Annotated in this window: 15 protein-coding genes; 6 read left to right on the top strand and 9 right to left on the bottom strand. The window is 55.8% G+C overall.

All coding sequences use genetic code 11. From position 1 onward, the window contains the following. The first annotated feature begins 38 nt into the window (after positions 1–38). Genes TH25_RS09820 through TH25_RS09835 form a run of 4 tightly spaced genes read left to right on the top strand, consistent with a single transcriptional unit; the run spans position 39 to position 5,114 of the window. Positions 39–674: a vWA domain-containing protein gene (locus tag TH25_RS09820; protein WP_114088258.1), complete on the top strand. Its 636-nt coding sequence runs from the start codon at positions 39–41 to the stop codon at positions 672–674. Beyond that, positions 674–1,735: a TerY-C metal binding domain-containing protein gene (locus TH25_RS09825; RefSeq protein WP_258549107.1), complete on the top strand. Its 1,062-nt coding sequence runs from the start codon at positions 674–676 to the stop codon at positions 1,733–1,735. Before TH25_RS09820 ends, TH25_RS09825 begins: the two co-directional genes overlap by 1 nt. After that, complete coding sequence (locus TH25_RS09830) at positions 1,732–3,627, top strand: PP2C family serine/threonine-protein phosphatase (protein ID WP_114088260.1); 1,896 nt, start codon at positions 1,732–1,734, stop codon at positions 3,625–3,627. Before TH25_RS09825 ends, TH25_RS09830 begins: the two co-directional genes overlap by 4 nt. Then, a complete protein-coding gene (locus TH25_RS09835) occupies positions 3,624–5,114 on the top strand; it encodes a helix-hairpin-helix domain-containing protein (protein WP_114088261.1) in 1,491 nt (496 codons plus the stop codon). The genes TH25_RS09830 and TH25_RS09835 overlap by 4 nt, the downstream gene beginning before the upstream one ends. 32 nt (positions 5,115–5,146) lie before the next feature. Here the strand turns inward: TH25_RS09835 and TH25_RS09840 are convergent, their stop codons facing one another. Then, positions 5,147–5,554 carry an ester cyclase gene (locus tag TH25_RS09840; protein WP_114088262.1) on the bottom strand — a complete coding sequence of 136 codons (408 nt, stop codon included), beginning with the start codon at positions 5,552–5,554 and terminating at the stop codon, positions 5,147–5,149. Between the two features lie 162 nt (positions 5,555–5,716). On the opposite strand from TH25_RS09840, the gene TH25_RS09845 reads away from it, so the two are divergent. Together TH25_RS09845 and TH25_RS09850 are read left to right on the top strand one after the other, a co-directional pair. Next, complete coding sequence (locus tag TH25_RS09845; RefSeq protein WP_114088263.1) at positions 5,717–6,649, top strand: L-lactate dehydrogenase; 933 nt, start codon at positions 5,717–5,719, stop codon at positions 6,647–6,649. A 108-nt stretch (positions 6,650–6,757) separates the two neighbouring features. After that, positions 6,758–7,660, top strand: coding sequence for an alpha/beta hydrolase (locus TH25_RS09850; protein ID WP_258549108.1), 903 nt, complete (start codon positions 6,758–6,760; stop codon positions 7,658–7,660). A gap of 39 nt (positions 7,661–7,699) precedes the next feature. Here TH25_RS09850 and TH25_RS09855 read toward each other — a convergent pair whose 3' ends face one another. From TH25_RS09855 to TH25_RS09890, 8 genes are all read right to left on the bottom strand, one after another. Further along, positions 7,700–9,721, bottom strand: a complete 2,022-nt coding sequence (locus tag TH25_RS09855; RefSeq protein WP_114088265.1) for a CocE/NonD family hydrolase — start codon at positions 9,719–9,721, stop codon at positions 7,700–7,702. Between the two features lie 89 nt (positions 9,722–9,810). Further along, complete coding sequence (locus TH25_RS09860) at positions 9,811–11,442, bottom strand: ABC transporter ATP-binding protein (RefSeq protein WP_114088266.1); 1,632 nt, start codon at positions 11,440–11,442, stop codon at positions 9,811–9,813. Further along, complete coding sequence (locus tag TH25_RS09865) at positions 11,435–12,262, bottom strand: ABC transporter permease (protein WP_114088267.1); 828 nt, start codon at positions 12,260–12,262, stop codon at positions 11,435–11,437. Before TH25_RS09865 ends, TH25_RS09860 begins: the two co-directional genes overlap by 8 nt. Further along, a complete protein-coding gene (locus tag TH25_RS09870) occupies positions 12,259–13,266 on the bottom strand; it encodes an ABC transporter permease (protein WP_114088268.1) in 1,008 nt (335 codons plus the stop codon). Before TH25_RS09870 ends, TH25_RS09865 begins: the two co-directional genes overlap by 4 nt. A 270-nt stretch (positions 13,267–13,536) precedes the next feature. Then, positions 13,537–15,132, bottom strand: coding sequence for an ABC transporter substrate-binding protein (locus TH25_RS09875; protein ID WP_114088269.1), 1,596 nt, complete (start codon positions 15,130–15,132; stop codon positions 13,537–13,539). A gap of 749 nt (positions 15,133–15,881) precedes the next feature. Continuing rightward, a complete protein-coding gene (locus TH25_RS09880; protein ID WP_114088270.1) occupies positions 15,882–16,946 on the bottom strand; it encodes an isocitrate/isopropylmalate dehydrogenase family protein in 1,065 nt (354 codons plus the stop codon). Beyond that, positions 16,946–18,064: a 4-oxalomesaconate tautomerase gene (locus tag TH25_RS09885; RefSeq protein WP_114088271.1), complete on the bottom strand. Its 1,119-nt coding sequence runs from the start codon at positions 18,062–18,064 to the stop codon at positions 16,946–16,948. Before TH25_RS09885 ends, TH25_RS09880 begins: the two co-directional genes overlap by 1 nt. 15 nt (positions 18,065–18,079) lie before the next feature. Next, positions 18,080–20,059, bottom strand: coding sequence for a tripartite tricarboxylate transporter permease (locus TH25_RS09890; protein WP_114088272.1), 1,980 nt, complete (start codon positions 20,057–20,059; stop codon positions 18,080–18,082). Positions 20,060–20,174 lie beyond the last annotated feature (115 nt).

Raw genomic sequence — 20,174 nt, forward strand, 5'->3', positions numbered from 1 at the left:
ATGGCCGGAATTCAAGGGGCTGATTTGAAAGGACGAACATGAGAAGACTTCCCGTTTATATCTTGCTCGACACGTCAGGCAGTATGCAGGGTGAGCCGATCGAAGCGGTGAATTCTGGCATGGAAACCCTGATCGGGGCGCTGCGACAGGACCCTTACGCCCTTGAAACGGTTTATATGACCATCATTACCTTCGATGCCGAGGCAAAAACCATTTTGCCGCTGACAGCATTGGAAGATGTGGTTCTGCCCCAGATTACCACGCCGCGTTCAGGCCCCACACATATGGGGCTGGCACTGGAAACACTCGGCAGGCAGGTCAGTTCCGACATTATCAAAAGCACGGATGAAGCAAAGGGCGACTGGGCCCCTTATTTGTTTGTGATGACCGATGGCAAACCGTCGGACACGCAGCTTTATCAGGAACAGTGCGCTGCCATGCGCAAGCTGGGCTTTGCCAATATCATTGGCTGTGCGGCGGGGCCCAAGGCACGTGAAGATGATCTCAGGCCGTTATGCGATCATGTTTTGCGTCTTGATACGATGGATGGCAGTGCTTTTTCCCAGCTTTTCAAATGGGTATCCGAGGTGATTGCGTCGGGCAATAAAAGCCTGGGCAGCAATGCTTCGGCAAAATTGCCGCCACCGCCACCGGAAATCAATGTGGTATTGTGATGCGAAAGTTCCCTATTTTTCTGGTCATTGATGTTTCGGAATCAATGGCCGGTGACGCATTGATCGAACTTGAAAACGGGATGCGCCAAATCACGGCGGATCTGATGACCGACCCTTATGCGCTGGAAACGGCGTGGCTGTCCGTTATTGCTTTTGCCGGACGCGCCAGAACGTTAACCCCGTTGACCGAATTGCCGGAATTTGTCCCGCCGCATCTTCCCATCGGGGGCGGGACCGGCCTGGGTGGGGCACTGGTGCATCTGATGGATGAAATCGACCGGAATGTATCGGTAAACACCGCCGGGCAAAAAGGCGACTGGAAACCACTGGTTTTTTTAATGACCGATGGTGTTCCGACAGATGATGCCGAACCGGCCGTGCGCCGCTGGAAACAAAGCTATGCGGACCGTGTTTCGCTGGTGGCGGTTTCGATTGGCGGTGGCGGTGATCATGCGGTTTTATCGCAACTGACCGACGATATTATCCCCTTTGATGATACGGCAGAGGGCGCGTTTAAGAAATTCATCATGTGGATCACCAATTCGGTCAAAAGCTCAACCCGCAGTGTGACGGCAGGGGGCGGGATCTCGCTTGCCAAGATGGGGGATGATGTTTCTGGCGGGGCGTCGGGCGGTTTGCCGTTCGAGGCCGTGGACGACCGCTATGCTGTTTTTGTCGGGCGCTGTGCCAAAAGCAGGGCACCCTATGTTGTCAAATATGAACGCCATTTAAACCAGATCGGTTCGCAGGACCCGCGCCTGGCAGAGCTTTTCCAAAGGCGGGATTACCTTTTGAAGGCAGCCGTACCGGTGCAGGAGGATTATTTCGAGCTGTCAGACGGCTCGCGTTCCGAGGCCAGTGTCAGTTCCGTTCAGCTTATCGGGCAGCCCGATTGCCCGCATTGTCATGCGCCCTTTGGTATGGCGTTATGTGGATGCGGCAGCATTCATTGCGTACAGGGTGATGGCCCTGCAATCTGCCCCTGGTGTGGCAAGACCGGCAATTATGGCGTTTCAGACGGGTCGGATGGCGGCTTCGAGATCGAGCGGGGCCGGGGATGAACCGAAGCCCGGAGCAAAAGACTTACGAGGATATTGCCTTTCGGTTTTTTGTCACAACGCTGTGCTGCAATGGATGTCGGGTGCCGTCCAGTATTCCCGACGGGCTGGAAAACCTAACCGAAGAAGAATTGACGGTTTTGGCCTATCTTCAGGAGGTGTCACGGGAACGTTCCATCATTGCCGATCCGGAACCGGAGGACGACGATCCTGCCGTGGCAGACTCATCCTTCGGAGAAATGGAACAAGAGGAACCGGACGAACAGCGCGAACGGCACGAACAGGACGAACAGAACAAAACTGTGGCCGATCCTGTAACGCCGGAGCCTGAAATAATTGACCAGCCAGCGACAAGCGCCGAAGAGAACATGGCGATAGAGGGCAACGATGCGCTTGATGGCGAGGAAACACCCGCCGTGGCCTCGGACGATGAAACAGACACCTCGATACCGTTAAACGCTTTAGCAGTGGAGAGTGCAGCGCCACCAGCTGGCGAAGCGAATGGCGATGCCGCCTGTCATCAGAAGTCGCATAACGCGTTACCTGCGGAGGACAATACCGTGATCAAAGGGCCGGGTGGCATCGTGAAAACGGGTCTTGAGGAATCCTATTCGGAACCGGAGCGCATTAATCTTAAGAACGGCCGGTCCCGTCAGCCCTATGAAACAGTCATTCAGGGCTATTCCGGTATCGAGATCACCGATGATGGCGGCACCGGTTTGTCGATTTCGCCAGACGGTAACGTGTCGGGACATGACATTCAGGCAGGTGAATACACCCTGTTTTTGAAAGCCGTCAAACAGGGCGAGCCGGTTGTTATTCGTGCGCGTTTGTCGATCATCCCGGATCCCCGCGATTTGTGGAAGACGATAGCGTCGGACCAGAATGCCCCGATGGCAAAGCCGGACCAGGATTTCGATTGTCAAACCGGCGAGGGCCTTGTCATTGCTGCAAGCAAGCGGGGGCGCTCCCATGCCCAGGAGGGCAAATATCGGGATGACGATTTTCGTATTCGGGCCGACACAGATACTGGCTGGCATATTCTGATTGTCGCGGATGGCGCGGGGTCTGCCGATCTTAGCCGTGAAGGCAGCAGGATCGCGTGCGAAACCGTTATGGAAGCCTTGCCAGCACTTTTGGCAGAAAAGGTAGATCCCTGGCTGGAGGAAACTTTGGTGCGTTATGCGGCCGACCCGGATGCCTGGGCGACCGAAGTGCGCTGTGATTTGCTTTACCCCGTCCTGCCGGAGGCCGCCCTGAGGGCCGCCCGCGCGATCGAGGACAAAGCTGCCGAAATCAAACAGGATCCATCGGCGTTTTCGACAACCATTGTCATTGCGATTTGCCGCAAGGTGGCGGATCGGTGGTTTAGCGCCAGTTTTACCGTCGGGGATGGCGGTGTCGCCCTTTTTGATGCCAAATCCGACAGGGTTACTGTGATGTGCCGGGCAGATAGCGGTGAATTTGCCGGTCAAACGCGGTTTTTGGCATCAACCGAGTTCCGGGACCCGCATGCTGTTATGGGGCGCGTGTTTGTTGATCTGTGCGACAGTTTCACGGTTCTTGCCGCCATGACCGACGGTATCACCGATCCCAAATTCCCGACCGATGCGGCCTTTGCCAATGCCGGAATTTGGGCGGATTTCTGGACCAATGATCTTTGCGCGCAGGTTGACCTTGATGCGCATAACGACGCCCTTGAAGATCAAATGATGGCCTGGCTTGATTTCTGGTCGCGCGGGAACCACGATGATAGAACCATCGCCCTGATGGTGCCAAAGCAGAACGAACAAACGCTCGCGACAAAGAAAGCCGTTGCCGAACCTCAGGAAGGTCAGTCCCCGAATTCTGCGGCACAGGATGGGACAGACGGTAATAGGGCAGACGCGCCATGAGTATTGTAAATTTGACATCGGAAGGCGGGAAGCCTGTTTCTTTTGTCGATGAAGTGATTGCTTCCGGGGCTATGAAAGATATTTATGTCAGCCCTGACAAGACCTATGTGGTCGGCTTTTTCCGCGATACCCAGGACGCGACCCTGAAGGAACGTCTGCGCGAAATTACCACCCGGTATCGCAGCAATCTTTTTGACAAGGATAGCGGCGATTTCTGGAAGGATTATTTTTGTTGGCCGACAGATACCGTTGAACATAACGGCCGGATCGGGGTTGTCGTGCCGTTTTATGCGTCGGATTTTTTCTTCCAGTACGGAAGTGTGAAAGACGATATGCTTAAAATTCGTGGCAAGGACAAGGAAGGGAAATGGTTTGCCTCGGCCTCCAACCGGGAAAAGTTCCTTGATCCGCGCGAAAAGGGCAACTGGCTGACACATCTTCAAATCTGTTTGTCAATTTCGCGTGCCGTGCGGCGGTTGCACATGGCGGGCCTGGCGCATTCGGATTTAAGCTATAAAAATGTTCTGGTCGATCCGACAAAAGGCAAAGCCTGCCTGATCGACATTGACGGGCTGGTTGTGCCGGGCAAGTTTGCGCCCGATGTTGTTGGCACGCCCGATTTCATCGCGCCCGAGGTCATTGCAACGCAACATCTTGACAGGGAAGACCCGGCACGGGTTTTGCCCTCCCGCACGACGGATCGTCATGCGCTTGCTGTTTTGATTTACATGTATCTGTTCTTTCGCCATCCCCTGCGCGGGCGCAAGGTGCACGACCCGGATGCGACGCGTGACGAGGAACTGAGCATGGGAGAGCGCGCTTTGTTCATCGAGCATCCTACCGATGACAGCAACCGGGTCCGCCCCGAGGACCTAAGGCCCCAGTCGCTGCCGTGGGGGGACCCGGCCCAACGCCCCTATACAATGGCGGGTCCGCTTTTGACCGAACTGTTTGACCGCGCGTTTATTGCGGGGTTGCATGCGCCCGAAAAGCGCCCCTCTGCGGCCGAGTGGGAAAGCGCGCTGGTGCGCACGATGGATATGATACAGCCCTGTTCGGCGGGCTGCGACATGGGCTGGTTCGTGTTTGATAATTCGCGTGCCCCCGTATGTCCGCATTGCGGAACGGCCTATCGGGGTAAGTTGCCGGTGCTTAATCTGTATTCAAGCCGGACAAAGGGCAGCTTCCATGCCGATAATCACCGTGTCATGGTATGGGATGGGCAGTCGCTTTTTCCCTGGCATGTCAATCGCACGATTTTCCCCAACGAGCATCTTACCGCCGCACAAAAGAAAAGGGTGGGCTATTTTCAGATGCACGAGGGTGACTGGTACCTGGTCAATGAAGCAATGCCGGGCATGAAAAATGTTTCAACCGGTCAGGACATTGCCATCGGGGACCCTGTGAAACTTGAGGAAGGGTTGCAAATTTTGTTGTCCGCCGAGGAGGGCGGGCGACTGATTCAGGTGCAGATGGCCGGGGTGTAATCCTGTTGTCTTTTCTTTTTCATTGATCGCGATCATATCACGTTCTTTGTCCGAGAGAGTTGCGCTTCAATCGCGACTTTATCAAGGACGGAAAGAACATTGATGATTTTGCCGTCGCGATATTCATAAAAGACGTTTTCGGCAAATCTGATTTTGCGACCATTGACGGAAAGGCCGAGAAATTCGCCTTTCGGAGTGCAGTCAAACATCAGGCGACTTGCAACCATCGGGGCCTCACAGGTCAGGGTATAAATGTTAAAGCGCAAATCGGGGATTTGGGCATAATCGTTTTCCAGCATGGCGCGGTATCCGGCAATGCCCAGCGCGCGGCCATTATGGGCGGCATCTTCATGTACGAATTTCCCCAGATTATCCCAGTCCTGATTGTTCAGACAGCCGATATACTGGCGATAGAGACGGGCAAGCTCACTCGGTGTCATGGCATATCCTTCTGATTGAAATTCATTTTTCCCGATGGGCCGGTTTGGAAGGCGCGCTGCGATAACCCTGCAAAAATGAACGATCTTTCATCGGCGCAATGCAACCAAACCCGTTTTACGCTAGGATGGGTCAAGATACAAATCGGTGGCGGAGGCAGGGTTATGAAAATTGGTATTGTCGGGGCGGGCATGGTGGGCAGTTCGGCGGGGTACGCCATTGCCCTGACGGGGATTGCCAGTTCGGTGATTTTTGTCGATCGCAATGTGGATCTCGCCCGCGCCCAGGCCGAAGATATTTCCCATGCCGTGCCGTTCATGTCTTCCTGTGTTGTTCATGCAGGCGACTATGCCGACCTGAAAGGCGCATCGGTGGTTATTCTCGCCGCTGGTGTCAGCCAGAAACCCGGTGAAACGCGGCTGGAACTTTTAGGCCGCAATGCAAATGTGTTTCGCGAGGTGGTGGGTGAGGTTTTGCGTGTCACGCCCGATGCCATTTTGCTGATTGCTTCGAACCCCGTGGACATCATGACGCAAATCACCGCCCGGCTATCTGGCCTGCCAGCCGGGCGGGTGATTGGCTCGGGTACGATCCTCGATACCGCCCGCTTTCGCAGCCTTCTGGGGCGGCATTTGCGCATTTCGCCGCAATCGGTGCATGCCTATGTGCTGGGGGAACATGGCGATAGCGAGGTTCTGGCCTGGTCCAATGCCCGTGCGGGGTCGGAGCCGCTATTATCCTTTGCCACCCAGCTTGGCACGCCGATCAGTGATGCGGTGAAGGCGGAAATTGATGATGGCGTGCGCAATGCGGCCTATAAAATCATCAATGGCAAGGGCGCAACCTATTACGGGATCGGGGCCGGATTGGCGCGCATCGTTAAATCCATCGCCCAGGACCAGCAGGATGTTTTATCCGTTTCGGTTGTCACCCGCAATGTGGCAGGGGTGGCCGATGTGGCCCTGTCGATCCCGCGTGTGGTAGGGGCAGCGGGCATTTGTGCCGATATGATGCCAACTTTGGACGAGGATGAAAAAGAAGCCCTGCATCGCAGTGCCAGCCTGTTAAAAACCACCATCGAGGCGGTTACACTATAAGGTCGATGGTCCTGTAAATTTTCAATATGTGAAATTATATTTCACATATAGCAATATCAAAATCATTGATCCCGGGAGAAAGGCCAAATGACAGCCGGACCAAGGCCCATGCCAACGGAAGAAGGGATACTGGCCTTTCATAAACAGGCAGAAGCATTTTATCCGCCAGATGCTGTGAATGCCGGTATTGAGCAGCAACGCGCATGGTATGATGCGTTGTGCGCCAGCTTTAATCCGCCAGACCCGGCAGGACTAACCTTTGAAGATGGCGAGATTGCCGGGGTGCCGGTGCGCTATTTCCATCCATCCGCGCAAAAAACCGCCTGTTGCCTGCTTTATTTTCACGGTGGCGGCTTTGTTGTTGGCTCGCGCGACAGCCACCATGCCATTTGCGCCGAAATAGCCGAATTTTGCGGGGCAGAGCTGATTGCGGTGGATTACCGTTTGGCCCCCGAACATATCTGGCCTGCCGCATCGGACGATGGTTATGCCGTGCTGTGCGCCTTATTGCGGCGCGGGCACCGGGCGGTGGTGATGGGTGATAGTGCGGGCGCCAATATTACCGCCGGTTTGATGGTGCGCGCGCAGCGCGATGGCCTGTGTGACAGGATTGCCGGGCAGGTGTTGTTGTATCCTGCCCTGGGTGGGGATATGACATGCGGGTCCTATGTGGAAATGGCACAGGCACCGGGCTTAACGACGCAGGATGTGCACTATTATCGTGATATTTTGCAAGCGCCGGAAAATGATGCGGTTGCACATCCGTTAAAGGCAAATGACGTTTCAAACCTGCCGCCAGCTTATATATCCGCCGCCTTTTTTGACCCTTTGCGTGATGATGGCCGCAATTATGCGGCAAAACTGGTGCAGGCCGGGGTGAATGTGATTTACCGCGAGGAACCGCAAATGGTGCATGGCTGGCTGCGTGCGCGCCATATGAGTGACGGCGCGCGTGCTGGCTTTGATCATTTGTGCCGGGCGGTTGCGGGATTTTGCCAAGCCGGACCGTGACGACAGGGTGTCACGGCCCGGTTTGCGCATATGTCACAATTACATGAAATCGCGCGGAATGGTGCGGTTCCAGGTTTTCCGGTGAACTTCCCGGTCATCTTCGACCGCGATGACGCTGGCTTCGATATGCCAGTCGGTTTTGCTGCATGTCAGGGTTGCCGAACAGACCGTGCGGGTAAACCAGCCCTCGCGTTCGATATCGCAGGTCCAAAGGGCATGGCCGCGCAGCGAAGTTGGATCATCAGGTGAGATGGTCCAGGTTTCATCGCGGATCTGGCGGGTTGAAAGCCCCGTGCCGGGATGTTCAAACAGACCGGTATCTTCGAGAATGCAATAATCGGTTTTGTTGGCCGTCATGTTACGGCGCACTTCGCGGCGGGTATTGGCCGGTTGATGTTCGATATATTTTGGCAGCGGGTCCGGGTTTTCCGGCGCTGGCATGTCAATCAGCTCGTGATCGCCCAGCAGGGGCAGGGCCAGATCAATCGAGGCGGTATCGATGGTAACACCGGCATTAAACGGGTCCGGCAAAATCATTGGCCAGTAGGCCGTCGAAATGGCAACACGCAGTTTGTGCCCGGTGCGGATACGATAGCCACAGGCATCCAGCACCACTTTGACCGTTACCTTTTCGCCCTTTGGCATGGGTTGCGGGTCGTTGTAATTGGCGTCAGGGTTGCGATGTGCCAGGTTCAGAACACCAAAGGCAATCCGTGCTGCCGTCCCGTCGGGATGCACATCAACAAGCCGGACACATAAGTTTGCCCAGTCAGCATCGCAGGCCACATCCAGTGTGATTTCGGAACGGCCCAGAAGGTCGAGATCTTTTTTAAGTGCCTGGCTGTCAAAACAGAGCGACCCGGCATCGTCACCACGCTGGTCAATTGCCATTTCGGCATCGGGTTTCAGGGTGAAATATTCGCCCGCTGCCGTGCCGGTATCCAGTGGCGATTTCAGGAAAACACTGTTTTCACCGTCGGCAGCACGGATGATCGCCTCGGCATTCCTGGCATCCATCAGGCGGTCATCGCGCACATGATAATGCAGCATTTCCGGGGCTTGCCAGCTTTTCTTGGCTATCCAGAAACCATTGTCATGGTCGCGGCGCGCGGCCGGTTTGACGGCATCAAGGATATAGGCCCGCATTTGTGGCAGGTCTTCGGCCGCGTTTTCCTCATCGCGCAGCCAGCGGTTCCACCAGCGAATGGCTTCGCCGTGAAAATCGGCCCGCGGTTTGGGCCAGGCAAAATGCGGATATTTATGCACCCACGGACCAATCAGGGCCTTGGCACGGTCCGGCATGCCTTCAATGGCCCGCAAGGGTGTGTTGCGATAGCCATCGGCCCAGCCTGCCATAACCATTGACGGGATTTTAACCGCCGCAAAATCCTCGCAGATCGACGCATGTTTCCAGAAATCATCGCGCTTTTGATGGTCCAGCCAGTCTTCAAGGAAAAACGGTTCGTTTTCCAGGCGTTCCAGCCACATATCGCGCCAGCGATCCCCCACCAGTTCCGGGTCGGGCGAGCGGGACTGATAGGCCAGCATGGTGCCCGCCCAGGAAAGCTGTGCAGAGAGATGACAGCCATTTTTATAATGAATGTCGTCATTATAGCGATCCACCGTGGAGGCAATCGAAATGGCGGCCTTGAGTGCGGGGGGCTGAAGGGCGGCAACCTGAAGGCAGTTAAACCCGCCCCAGGAAATACCCATCATGCCGACACTGCCGTTCGACCAGGGTTGATCGGCAATCCAGGCGATGACCTCGCAGGCATTGGCAAGTTCAAGCGGGGTATATTCGCCGTCAATGACACCATCGGAATCACCCGAACCGCGAATATCCACCCGGACCCCGGCAATACCGGCGGCAGCAAAAACCGGATAGGTGGATTCATCGCGCGGGCTGGTGCCATCGCGCTTGCGATAAGGCAGAAATTCCAGCACGGCGGGAACCGGTGTGGCATCGGCACCATCGGGCATCCAGATGCGGGCGGCAAGGCGGGTGCCGTCCTTTAGGGTGATCCATTCATTTTCAATAACGGAATAGGGGCTATCGGACATTTGGTATCCAGTTTTGGTGGCGTCAGCTATTGCTAAATTACAGCAAACACCGCCCGAAAGGGTCCGGGCGGTGTTTGGGGTATCAGGGATCAGTTACCGGCACTTTCCATACGGCGCGTGGCCAGAACCTTTTCCAGCCAGCCCAGTTCCATTTCGGGAACCGATTTTAACAGAAGGTCGGTGTAATCATCAAACGGGGGCGACAGAACACTGGAACGCGGGCCGAAATCCACCAGCCTGCCTTGCAGCATCACGGCAACGGAATCGGCAATGGCGCGCACAATGGCAATGTCATGGGTAATGAACAGATAGGAAACCTTTGTTTCCGCCTGCAACCGCATCAGCAAATCCAGGATGCCTTCGGCCACCAGCGGGTCCAGGGCCGAGGTGGGTTCGTCACACAGGATCAGTTCCGGTTCGGCCGCCAGCGCCCGGGCAATGGCGACACGCTGTTTCTGCCCGCCGGACAGTTCGGCGGGATAACGGTCGTAAAAGCCGGAGCCCATTTCGATTTCATCAAGCAGTTCCTGCACCCGTTCCTTTTTCTTGCGGCCCCGCAAACCGAAATAAAAGGTCAGCGAGCGACCGATAATCTGGCCTACCGTCTGGCGCGGATTCATCGCCGTATCGGCCATTTGATAAATCAGCTGGATGCGGCGCATCTGGTCGCGGGTTCGTTTTTTGTGCTGTGCGGGCAGGTCTTCATCGGCAAAGGTAATCGACCCGTCCGTTGGCGGCAGCAGCCCGGTAATGACCCGTGCCAGGGTTGATTTGCCAGAGCCTGATTCCCCCACCACAGCCAGTGTCTGCCCGCGCGGGACATGCAGGGAAATATCGTGCAGCACCTTGAACCCGTTGCCATAGGATGCCGAAACATTATTCACCGATAACAGCGCCTGGGACTGGTCCCGGGCTTCGCGCTGTTTGGTCTGGCGAACGGAAATCAGGGCCTTGGTATAGTCTTCCTGCGGCGCCTCGATAATTTGTTGCACCGGGCCATATTCAACGGTTTCACCGTTGCGCAGCACCATAATGTCATCGGAAATTTGCGCCACAACCGCCAGATCGTGGGTGATATACAGCGCCGCTGTGTCGGTTTCCTCGATCGCGTTTTTGATGGCGGCCAGCACATCGATCTGGGTGGTGACATCCAGTGCGGTGGTCGGTTCGTCAAAAACGATCAGTTCGGGGTTGGAACACAGCGCCATTGCCGTCATGGCACGCTGCAACTGCCCGCCCGATACCTGGTGGGGGTAACGGTCGCCAAAATTGTCCGGGTCGGGCAGGCCAAGAATGTTAAACAGATAAAGCGCACGGGCGCGGGCCTCTTCACGCGTCATCAGGCCGTGTTCAAGGGTGGCCTCGATCACCTGATCGCCCAGCTTGTGCGCCGGGTTAAACGCGGCAGCGGCGGATTGCGCGACATAGCAAACACGGGCACCGCGAATTTGGCGAATGCCTTTTTTGTCGGCTTTCAACAAATCCTCGCCATCCAGCAGCACTTCGCCACCGGTAATGCGAACCCCGCCCCGGCCATAAGCCAGGGCCGAAAGACCGATGGTGGATTTACCCGCGCCTGATTCCCCGATCAAGCCAAGGACTTTGCCCCGTTCAAGGTCAAATGACACGCCGTGGACAATTTCGATGTCCTTGGGGGCTTCGCCGGGCGGGTACACCGTGGCACCGATGCGCAAATTGCGTACAGATAACATATTAGCCATCGCCGCGGCCTCCCTTCAGGCTGGATGTTCGTTTCAGCAGCCAGTCAACAACCATGTTCACACAAATCGCCAGTGTCGCAATGGCCCCACCGGGAATAAGGGCGGCGGAAATACCAAAGATGATGCCATCCTTGTTATCCTTGACCATGCCGCCCCAGTCGGCCGCAGGCGGCTGAATACCCAGGCCCAAAAACGACAGGGTAGAGAGAAACAGGATGGAAAAGGCAAAGCGCAGGCCAAATTCGGCCAAAAGCGGGCTTAGGGTATTGGGCAGGATTTCGCGGAAAATGATCCACATTTTGCCTTCGCCGCGCAGCTTGGCGGCTTCGACAAATTCCATCACGGCAACATCAAGTGCCACCGCACGGCCCAGCCGGTACACACGCGTGGAATCCAGAACTGCCATTACGGCAATCAAAATCCACAGGTTCTGCGGCAGAACCGCCAACACCACGAGGGCAAAAATCAGGGTCGGTATCGACATCATCAAATCGTTAAAGCGCGACAGGCCCTGATCAATGATGCCGCGCGAAACCGCGGCGGTGAAGCTGAGGAAAATGCCAATAGAAAAGGACAGGACCGATGCGGCAAGAGCGACAAACAGCGTGGTGCGGGCACCATAAATCAGGCGCGACAGCAGGTCACGGCCCAGATTATCGGTCCCGAGAAGGAAATGGGCATCGGCGGCCAGCCAGACATCCCCCACAATTTCACGTTCGCCATACGGCGCAAGAAGCGGGGCGAAAATGGCACAGCCAAACGCCAGGAGAATGCCAATAATACCGATCCAGGCGGTAATGGGAATTTCACGTAATCTCATCGCGGGTGCCTCAGTTTCGGGTTGGCAACAATGGCGATCAGATCGGCAACCATGTTTAGCAGGATATAAACGGCAGCAAAGATAAGGCCACAGGCCTGCACAACGGGCATGTCGCGCACGGTCACGGCGTCGACCATATATTGCCCCATGCCGGGATAGACAAAAACCACCTCGACCACGACAACACCGACCACAAGATAGGCCAGGTTCAGCGCGACAACATTGACAATGGGCGCAATGGCGTTGGGGGCAGCGTGCCGGATGATGGTTTTAAAGGCACCAAGGCCCTTAAGCTCGGCGGTTTCCATATAGGCCGATGACATGACACTGATAATGGCGGCCCGTGTCATGCGCATCATATGGGCGAGAACGACAAAAACCAGGGTGATCGTTGGCAGGGCGATGGCCGAAAGCCGGTCGGCAAAGGACATGCCGTCATAAACCGTGGCCGGAAAACTGGCGACGCCGAATTTGACGGAAAAAAACAGGATCAAAAGATAGCCAATGAAAAATTCCGGCAGGGAAATGGCGGCCAGCGAGATAATGTTGATGATACGGTCGGGCACCCGGTTGCGAAAATGCACTGCCAGCATGCCAAGGCCGACGGCCAGTGGCACCGAAATAATGGCGGCACAAAAGGCCAGAAACAGCGAGTTGCCCAAACGTTTGCCGATTTGTTCGGAAACGGAATTGCCGCTGGCCCAGCTTTTGCCGAAATCACCCTGCACGGCATTGCCCAGCCATTCAAAATAGCGGGTGGTGACGGGGCGTTCCAGGCCAAGCTGGGAACGGATATTGGCGATGGCCTGCGGGGTGGCCGACTGGCCCAGATAGGTTTGGGCGAAATCGCCCGGCAGGGCTTCAACCCCGCCAAAAATCAGGATTGATACCGCCAGCAGCAACCCTGCACTCAGCCCAAGGCGTTGCAGGATCAAAACCGTAAGCGGATACCGTTGTTTTAACGGGCGACGGCGGGGTTTGCCGTCTTCCATGACAGTATTCATGGGATGGTTTCTCCTTGATGAATACCTGAACCGGAAAAGACGTATCGTGCAGCAGAATTTTGATCGCCGGGCAGCACAGAGCTACATCCAATGGCGCGCAATATTCTGATGTGCGATATAACCGGCACAACCGGCCAGATTGCCGGGGCAAGTAAAGACGTTATTTCCGATTAGACGAAATCAGTTCAAAGGAACGGCCAGGAAATGCAAGACAGGGTGGTCGTTCCGGGATGGGTGTGCGGCGCAACCGCAATTGCGCCGCACATTGAATTAGCCCTCGATCCAGACACGGCTGGCAACATAGCCGTTGGACATGTCGTTGCCGATGTCGCTTACAAAGCCTTTCATTTTTTTGTTCGACGCATTTAAGAAGTCGTTGAACATGGGCAGGATCAGGCCGCCTTCATCGCGGACCATCAGTGCCATTTTACGATACATTTCCTTGCGCTTTTCCTGGTCCAGCTCGGCACGGGCGGCAAGCAGAAGTTTGTCGAAATCTTCGCGTTTAAAGCGGGTATCGTTCCAGTCGGCGGTGGAAAGATAGGCCGTTGAATACATCTGGTCCTGGGTCGGGCGCCCGCCCCAGTAGGAAGTGCAGAACGGTTTGACGTTCCAGACATTGGACCAGTATCCGTCGCCTGGTTCGCGCTTGATCTCAATATTGATGCCCGCTTTTTTCGCCGTTTCCTGATACAGCACGGCGGCATCCACGGCCCCGGGGAAGGCAACATCGGACGTGCGCAACAGAATGGACCCGTCATGGCCGGATTTTTTGTAATGGAATTTGGCCTTGTCGGGGTCATAGGTGCGCTGCGGAATGCCTTCGGGGAACAGGGCGTAGGTTTCGTTGATCGGGAAGTCATTGCCAACCTTGCCATAACCGTTCAGAATTTTCTGAACCATCGTTTCGCGGTCCATCGCGTATTTCAGGGCAAGGCGCAGGTCGTTATTGTCAAACGGTGCCGTGTCGCAGTGCATGATGAACACATAATGTCCGCGACCTGATGTTTGCAGAATTTCAACCATCGGCGCGCGTTTCAGCAGATTGACGGTTTTGGGATCAACCCGGTTGATGAAATGAACCTGGCCTGATGACAGGGCGGCAACCCGCGCGGTGGCATCATTCATGACGATCATTTCAACGCTGTCGACATAGCCACGGTCCGAACGCCAGTCATTTTCGTTTTTCTCGAAGGTGGCGCGCACACCGGGATCAAAACTTTTCAGTTTGAACGGCCCGGTGCCGATGGCGGCATTCGGATTGTCAAGCCCGCCGCCGGGCTGAATGACAAGGTGATAGTCGGTTAACAGCAAGGGCAGGTCGGCATTGCCTTCGGTCAGCGAGATGACCAGATCGCCCCCCTCGTCCTTGATGTCGGTGATCGATTTCAGAATGCCAAGCGCACCGGATTCAGACTTTTCGTCGGTGTGGCGATGCAGGGTTTTGACCACGTCATCGATGGTCACTTCCTTGCCATTGTGAAACTGTACACCCTTGCGGATTTTAAAGGTCCAGGTCGCAGCATCTGCCGAGGATTCCCAAGATTCAGCAAGGGCGGGAATGGCGGTGCCGTTTTCGGGATGGCTTTCCACCAGGGTATCGCCCCAGTTGCGGTTCATCACAAAGGTGAATTGTGACTGTGATTTGGCAGGGTCCAGAATATCGGTGGCCGAGCCCCCCTGCAGGCCAAGTTTCAGATGCCCGCCGCGTTTGGGTTCACCTTCGGCGGCTTTGGCGGTTTTGGAATACAGGCTGCTGGCAGCCACCAGTGTCATACCTGCGGCCATTGCGCTGGCAATAAATTCGCGGCGGTTCAGGCCGTGCGACATGCCACGGGTGGTCACGTTGTTAACTGGGTCAGTCATCCCCGATTTTCCTTTTTGAGTTTTAAAATATATTGAACCGGTCAGATTGGCCTTTTTTGTTGGTTGTAGGGCCAATTGGTCGGATATTGGTTGTGTTATTTTGAGCACACCTGTTTTCCATCAGACGTGAAATGAACGGCGCGAACCGTGAAAACAGTGTTTCTGTCAGTCTCCCTGAATAACCCGTTCGATCGTTTTGTGTTTGCGGTAAGGCAGTGATGGAAATCAGCACGCCCCTTCCTTACGGCACGGCACTGAACGCCATTGGCGGATAATTGTTCCCATGCCACATCTGCAAAAAATTACGTATCGTTTGATGACGATGGATTATGGTTGCACGATGGGCGCATCCTGACAACCCAGGGGGTGGAGGATATTCCTTTTTTCTATATAATACATTGAAAATAAACAGTTATTATTGCATTTCGCCACATGGAAATAGTGCCAAAATATACTTTGACATCAAAGAAAATCACCTTGTGCGGGAATGAACATTTTTTTACGCGAAGAACGATTCTTCGCAAAATGGATGCTCCCATACCCTGATATGCGGGCAAGTGGATAGAAGAACAGTCCGGTCCCAGGGGGTCTTGTCTGGCGTTGTGTTGTGTCATGACATCCCGTCAACGATCCCGATAAAAAAAATCCCCCGACCCATGATCAGGGCCGGGGGCACGAAGGGAGCCGTCTTCGGGGAGGAAAGATATTCACTGCCGGTTGTGGCGCATGGTTTCCTTTGTCAGGAGTTGTTAAAGGGCCCGGATGTTTTTGATCAGAGCCTGGCCAAAATCGCTGCATGACAGGGTGCCGCCGAGATCGCGGGTGCGCGTTTCGGGGTTTTGAATGGTGGTGACAATAACGTCATCGAGTTTGCGCGCGGCATTTTGTAAATCGTGACGCCCTGTTTGTGTGCCTTTCCAGTCCAGAAGCTGCGCGGTTGAAAATAGCAGCGAGACCGGATTGGCCTGGTTTTTACCGGCAATATCGGGGGCTGACCCGTGGGAAGCCTGGGCAACGGCAATGTCGTCGCTTGCATTGATCGAGCCCGATAAACCCAGCCCACCGGAAAGTTCAGCCGCCTGGTTTGACAGAATATCGCCAAACATATTGGTTGTGACGATCACGTCAAAGGCGTCGGGTGTTCTGACCAGAAGGGACGCCATTGCGTCGACATGTTCATCGCGAACGGTTAATCCGCCCTGGTTGGCGCAGGCTTTTTGCGCCTCGCCCAGAAACAGGCCGTCACTGAGTTTAAGGACATTTGCCTTGTGCACGATGGTCAGATGTTTTCGGCGCTGTGCTGCCAGTTTTGCACCATATGCAGCGATGCGATAGCTGCCCTGGCGCGTGATCTTGCGCATGGCAAGGGCCAGGTCCGGGGTGGGCATGACTTCGCCGGTCCCGGCAAACATGGTGCGGTCGGCATAAAAGCCTTCGGTATTTTCGCGCACAATGACCAGGTCCATTGCCGGTGTCAGGGCTGATAACCCGGCAATAGCCCGCGACGGGCGAACATTGGCATAAAGATCAAGGTTAATGCGCAACGCGGCCGACGGATTGATCCCTCCCTGATCCGCAGGCGGATAATGGGCGGTATCCACCGGGCCAAGGATGGTCATATCCGCTTTGCGAACACGATCAATCAGCTCCGGAGTAATGGTTTTGCCATGTTTTTCAAGGGATGAATATCCGACATCATCCTCGGAAAATTCCAGCCCGAGCGAAAACGCGTCATTAATCTCGCGAAGGACCGACCGGGTGACATCGGTGATTTCAGGGCCGATGCCATCTCCGGGTAAGAATAAAACATCCATTATGCCGTTCCTTCGCCCAGAATTTGGCTTGGTACCAGAACCCGGCCTTCAAACAACCGTCGTGCCGTACGAATAACACCGCCCGAGACGATTGAAAGGTTGGGGCCGGATCCCTCGATGGTCAGTTCGACATCAATGCTGCCGCTGGGATGTTCGATTTTGATCCATTGTTGTGGTACGACCGCAAGGTCGATCATGCCGTCGGCAATGCTGCCCGAAAGCGAGGCGCAACTGGCAACACAAATGGCCCCGGTAACAGCATGAGTTGCGTGGCAATTATGCGGGACAAAATAACGCGATGTAATGTGTCCGCCCTGTGCCGGTTCCGAAAGGATCGCCATTTTCGGCACCACCTTGCCGGTGCAATCGCCCAGCCCCATCAGTTCGGACGCCTTGCGGCGAACGGCTTCCATGCGGGCAAGAAGGGCGGTGTTGGCATCCAGCTCCGCCTTGGTCTCATGGCCGGTCAGGCCAAGATCGCGGGCGCGGAACATCACCATCGGCACGGCAACGTCAATACAGGTCACTTCCAGCCCATCAATATAATTGATGGGCTTGCCGGTGGGCAGCAACCGCCCGGTTTTGCTGCCCATGATTTCCTTGAATCGCAGGATCAGCGGGGCGGCGGTGCCGGGAACACCATCAATGGCCGCATCCCCGCTATAGGTAACGGTTCCGCCGGGTGTCGGAACCACGGCATCGACCAGGGCACCAACATTGCGGTTATAAATGCGCACCAGCGTTTCATCACCGGTAATTGGTACCAGGCCCGCCTCGATGGCAAAGGGGGCGACGGCCGCTGTCATGTTACCGCAATTGGGGTTGGTATCGACCTCTGCCCGGTCAATGGCGACCTGGGCAAACAGAAATTCAACATCGGCATCGGGCCGGTCGGAGGGCGATACAATGCAGCTTTTGCTGGTCAGGGTATCGGCCCCGCCAATGCCGTCGATCTGTCGTTTGTCAGGCGACCCCATTGCCGCAAGCAGGATGCGGTCCCGCAGGGTGACATCTTCGGGAAGGTCGCTTGCCAGAAAAATCGGCCCCTTGGAGGTGCCGCCCCGCATCATGACACAGGGCACGGCATGTTGGTCATTGGATATGATGGTATTTTTCATGATGTTTGTTCCCCCTTATCCCAACGGCCAGGGAAGATCGACCAGGTCCTGAAGCAGACCACCCGGGAAATCCAGAACCAAAGACCAGGCGAGGATGCACATGCCCCCCATTGCCAGGCCGGTCAGAAGCAAAGTCCGCAGCCACGACGCGTGGGCTTTGAGGCGCAAAAAGGCAATGAAAAAGCCGGTAATGGCGATCAGGAAGCCAAACAGCGCGGTACCGGCAACCAGCCCGCCAACCCACAGAACGTAATGCCACAGGCCGGCATTGGGTTTGTCTTCGTGGTTGGCAAGGTCAAATTCGTGGTCAAAATTGGCCCCGTGCGAAGGCGGGCTGACCACCAGTTGCCAGATCAGAACGGCCGTGACAATAAACATGACCACCGATACCGCCCCGGTGAACACACTGCCAAGGAAGGTGTGCTGGGTTGCATCCCAGATGCCAAGCGCAAAAATCGCAAGGATCAGACCGGCAAACAGAATTTGCGGCGCGCGCTTGGGCGAATGGGAATGGCTGCTTTCTTCTTCCTCCACCGGATTGACCGGTTGTTTGCGCATGCCCATGATAATGGAAATGATGGTCAGCGCCAGGATGATCATGACACCCGGACGGGTCAGAAAGCCCCAGTCATAGAATTGCAGCGCCTGATACAGATAGGTTTCGGTGTTGGCGGCCAACACAAAACCAATCAGGAAGGCCGGGCGGGGCCAGCCAAAACGTTTCATCAAAACGCCGAGAACACCCAGCGCCAGCAGGGCCACCATGTCCGAGAGCGAACGCGTTGCCTGGAAGGCGGCAAAACAGATGATGGTGATCATGAACGGCGCAAGATAGCCGTATTTGATCGTGGTCAGCTTTGATACAAAAGGCGAGAGCAGAAGGGCGCCACCAGCCCCCACCACATTGGCAATCGCCAGCGACCAGATGATGGTATAGGTGATGTCCAGATCACGGCCCACCATTGCCGGGCCGGCTTCAAGACCGATCAGCACCATGCCGCCCAGAAAAACCGCCATGCTGCCCGAACCGGGAATACCAAACAGAAGGGTGGGAACAAGTCCGCCGCCTTCTTTGGCGTTATTGGCACTTTCGGGGGCCAGAACGCCGCGAATGTCACCTTTGCCGAACTGGGATTTGTCCTTGGCCGTCTGCACGACATGACCATAGGCGATCCAGTCCACCACACTGCCGCCAAGACCGGGCAGGGCACCGACGATGCTGCCAAGACCCGCGCAGCGCAGACACAGCCATTTATGGCGGATCATGTCGCGAACACCGTCTTTCCAGCCCGAACCAAGGGTGCCGTTATCGGCGATGGAACGGTTCTGGCGACACAGATCGATAATTTCGGGGAAGGCAAACATGCCAAGGCCGACAATGACCAGCGGCAGGCCATCCATCAGATAAACCGAATCAAAGCTCATGCGCAGTTCGCCGGTGGCAGGGGCCGCACCCAGCGCGCCCAGCAGCAGGCCAAGACCAGCGGCAATAATGCCCTTGGGCAGGCTTTTACCGGCAAGAACGCCCACCATTGACAGGCCAAGAACCGCCAGCATGAACAGTTCGGCCGACCCGAATGACAGAATAAGCGGCCGGGCAATGACGACAAAGCCGGTCAGAATAACCGCGCCGACCAGACCACCCACGAGCGATGCCGAAAAGGCAGCCCCCAGCGCACGTGCGCCGTGGCCTTTTTTAGCCAGCGGGAAGCCGTCAAGCACGGTGGCCTGCGAGGCGCTTGATCCGGGAATGCCCATCAGGACGGAGGTAAAAGTATCGGATGTCGGGATCACGGCGACAAGGCCGATCAACATTGCCAGGGCGGAAATCTGGTCCATGCCATAGATGAACGGCAACAGCAGGGACAGTCCCACGATGCCGCCAAGCCCCGGCAAAATACCGACAATCATTCCCATTCCCACGCCGAGCACCAGATACATCAGATGCTGGGGCTGCGTGAAATGAGACAAAGCTGTCATCATTGCATCTAGCATTTAAAAACTCCGGCAAAAGGCAAAGTTCACCCGTTCCCTGAAAGCGACACAAATGTCGCAGGGAGAGAAAAAGAGGGGGTGGACATTGCCCACCCCGATTCAGGAAAAGGGAGAC

The organism is Thalassospira profundimaris (assembly GCF_003326755.1).
GTDB lineage: Bacteria > Pseudomonadota > Alphaproteobacteria > Rhodospirillales > Thalassospiraceae > Thalassospira > Thalassospira profundimaris_B.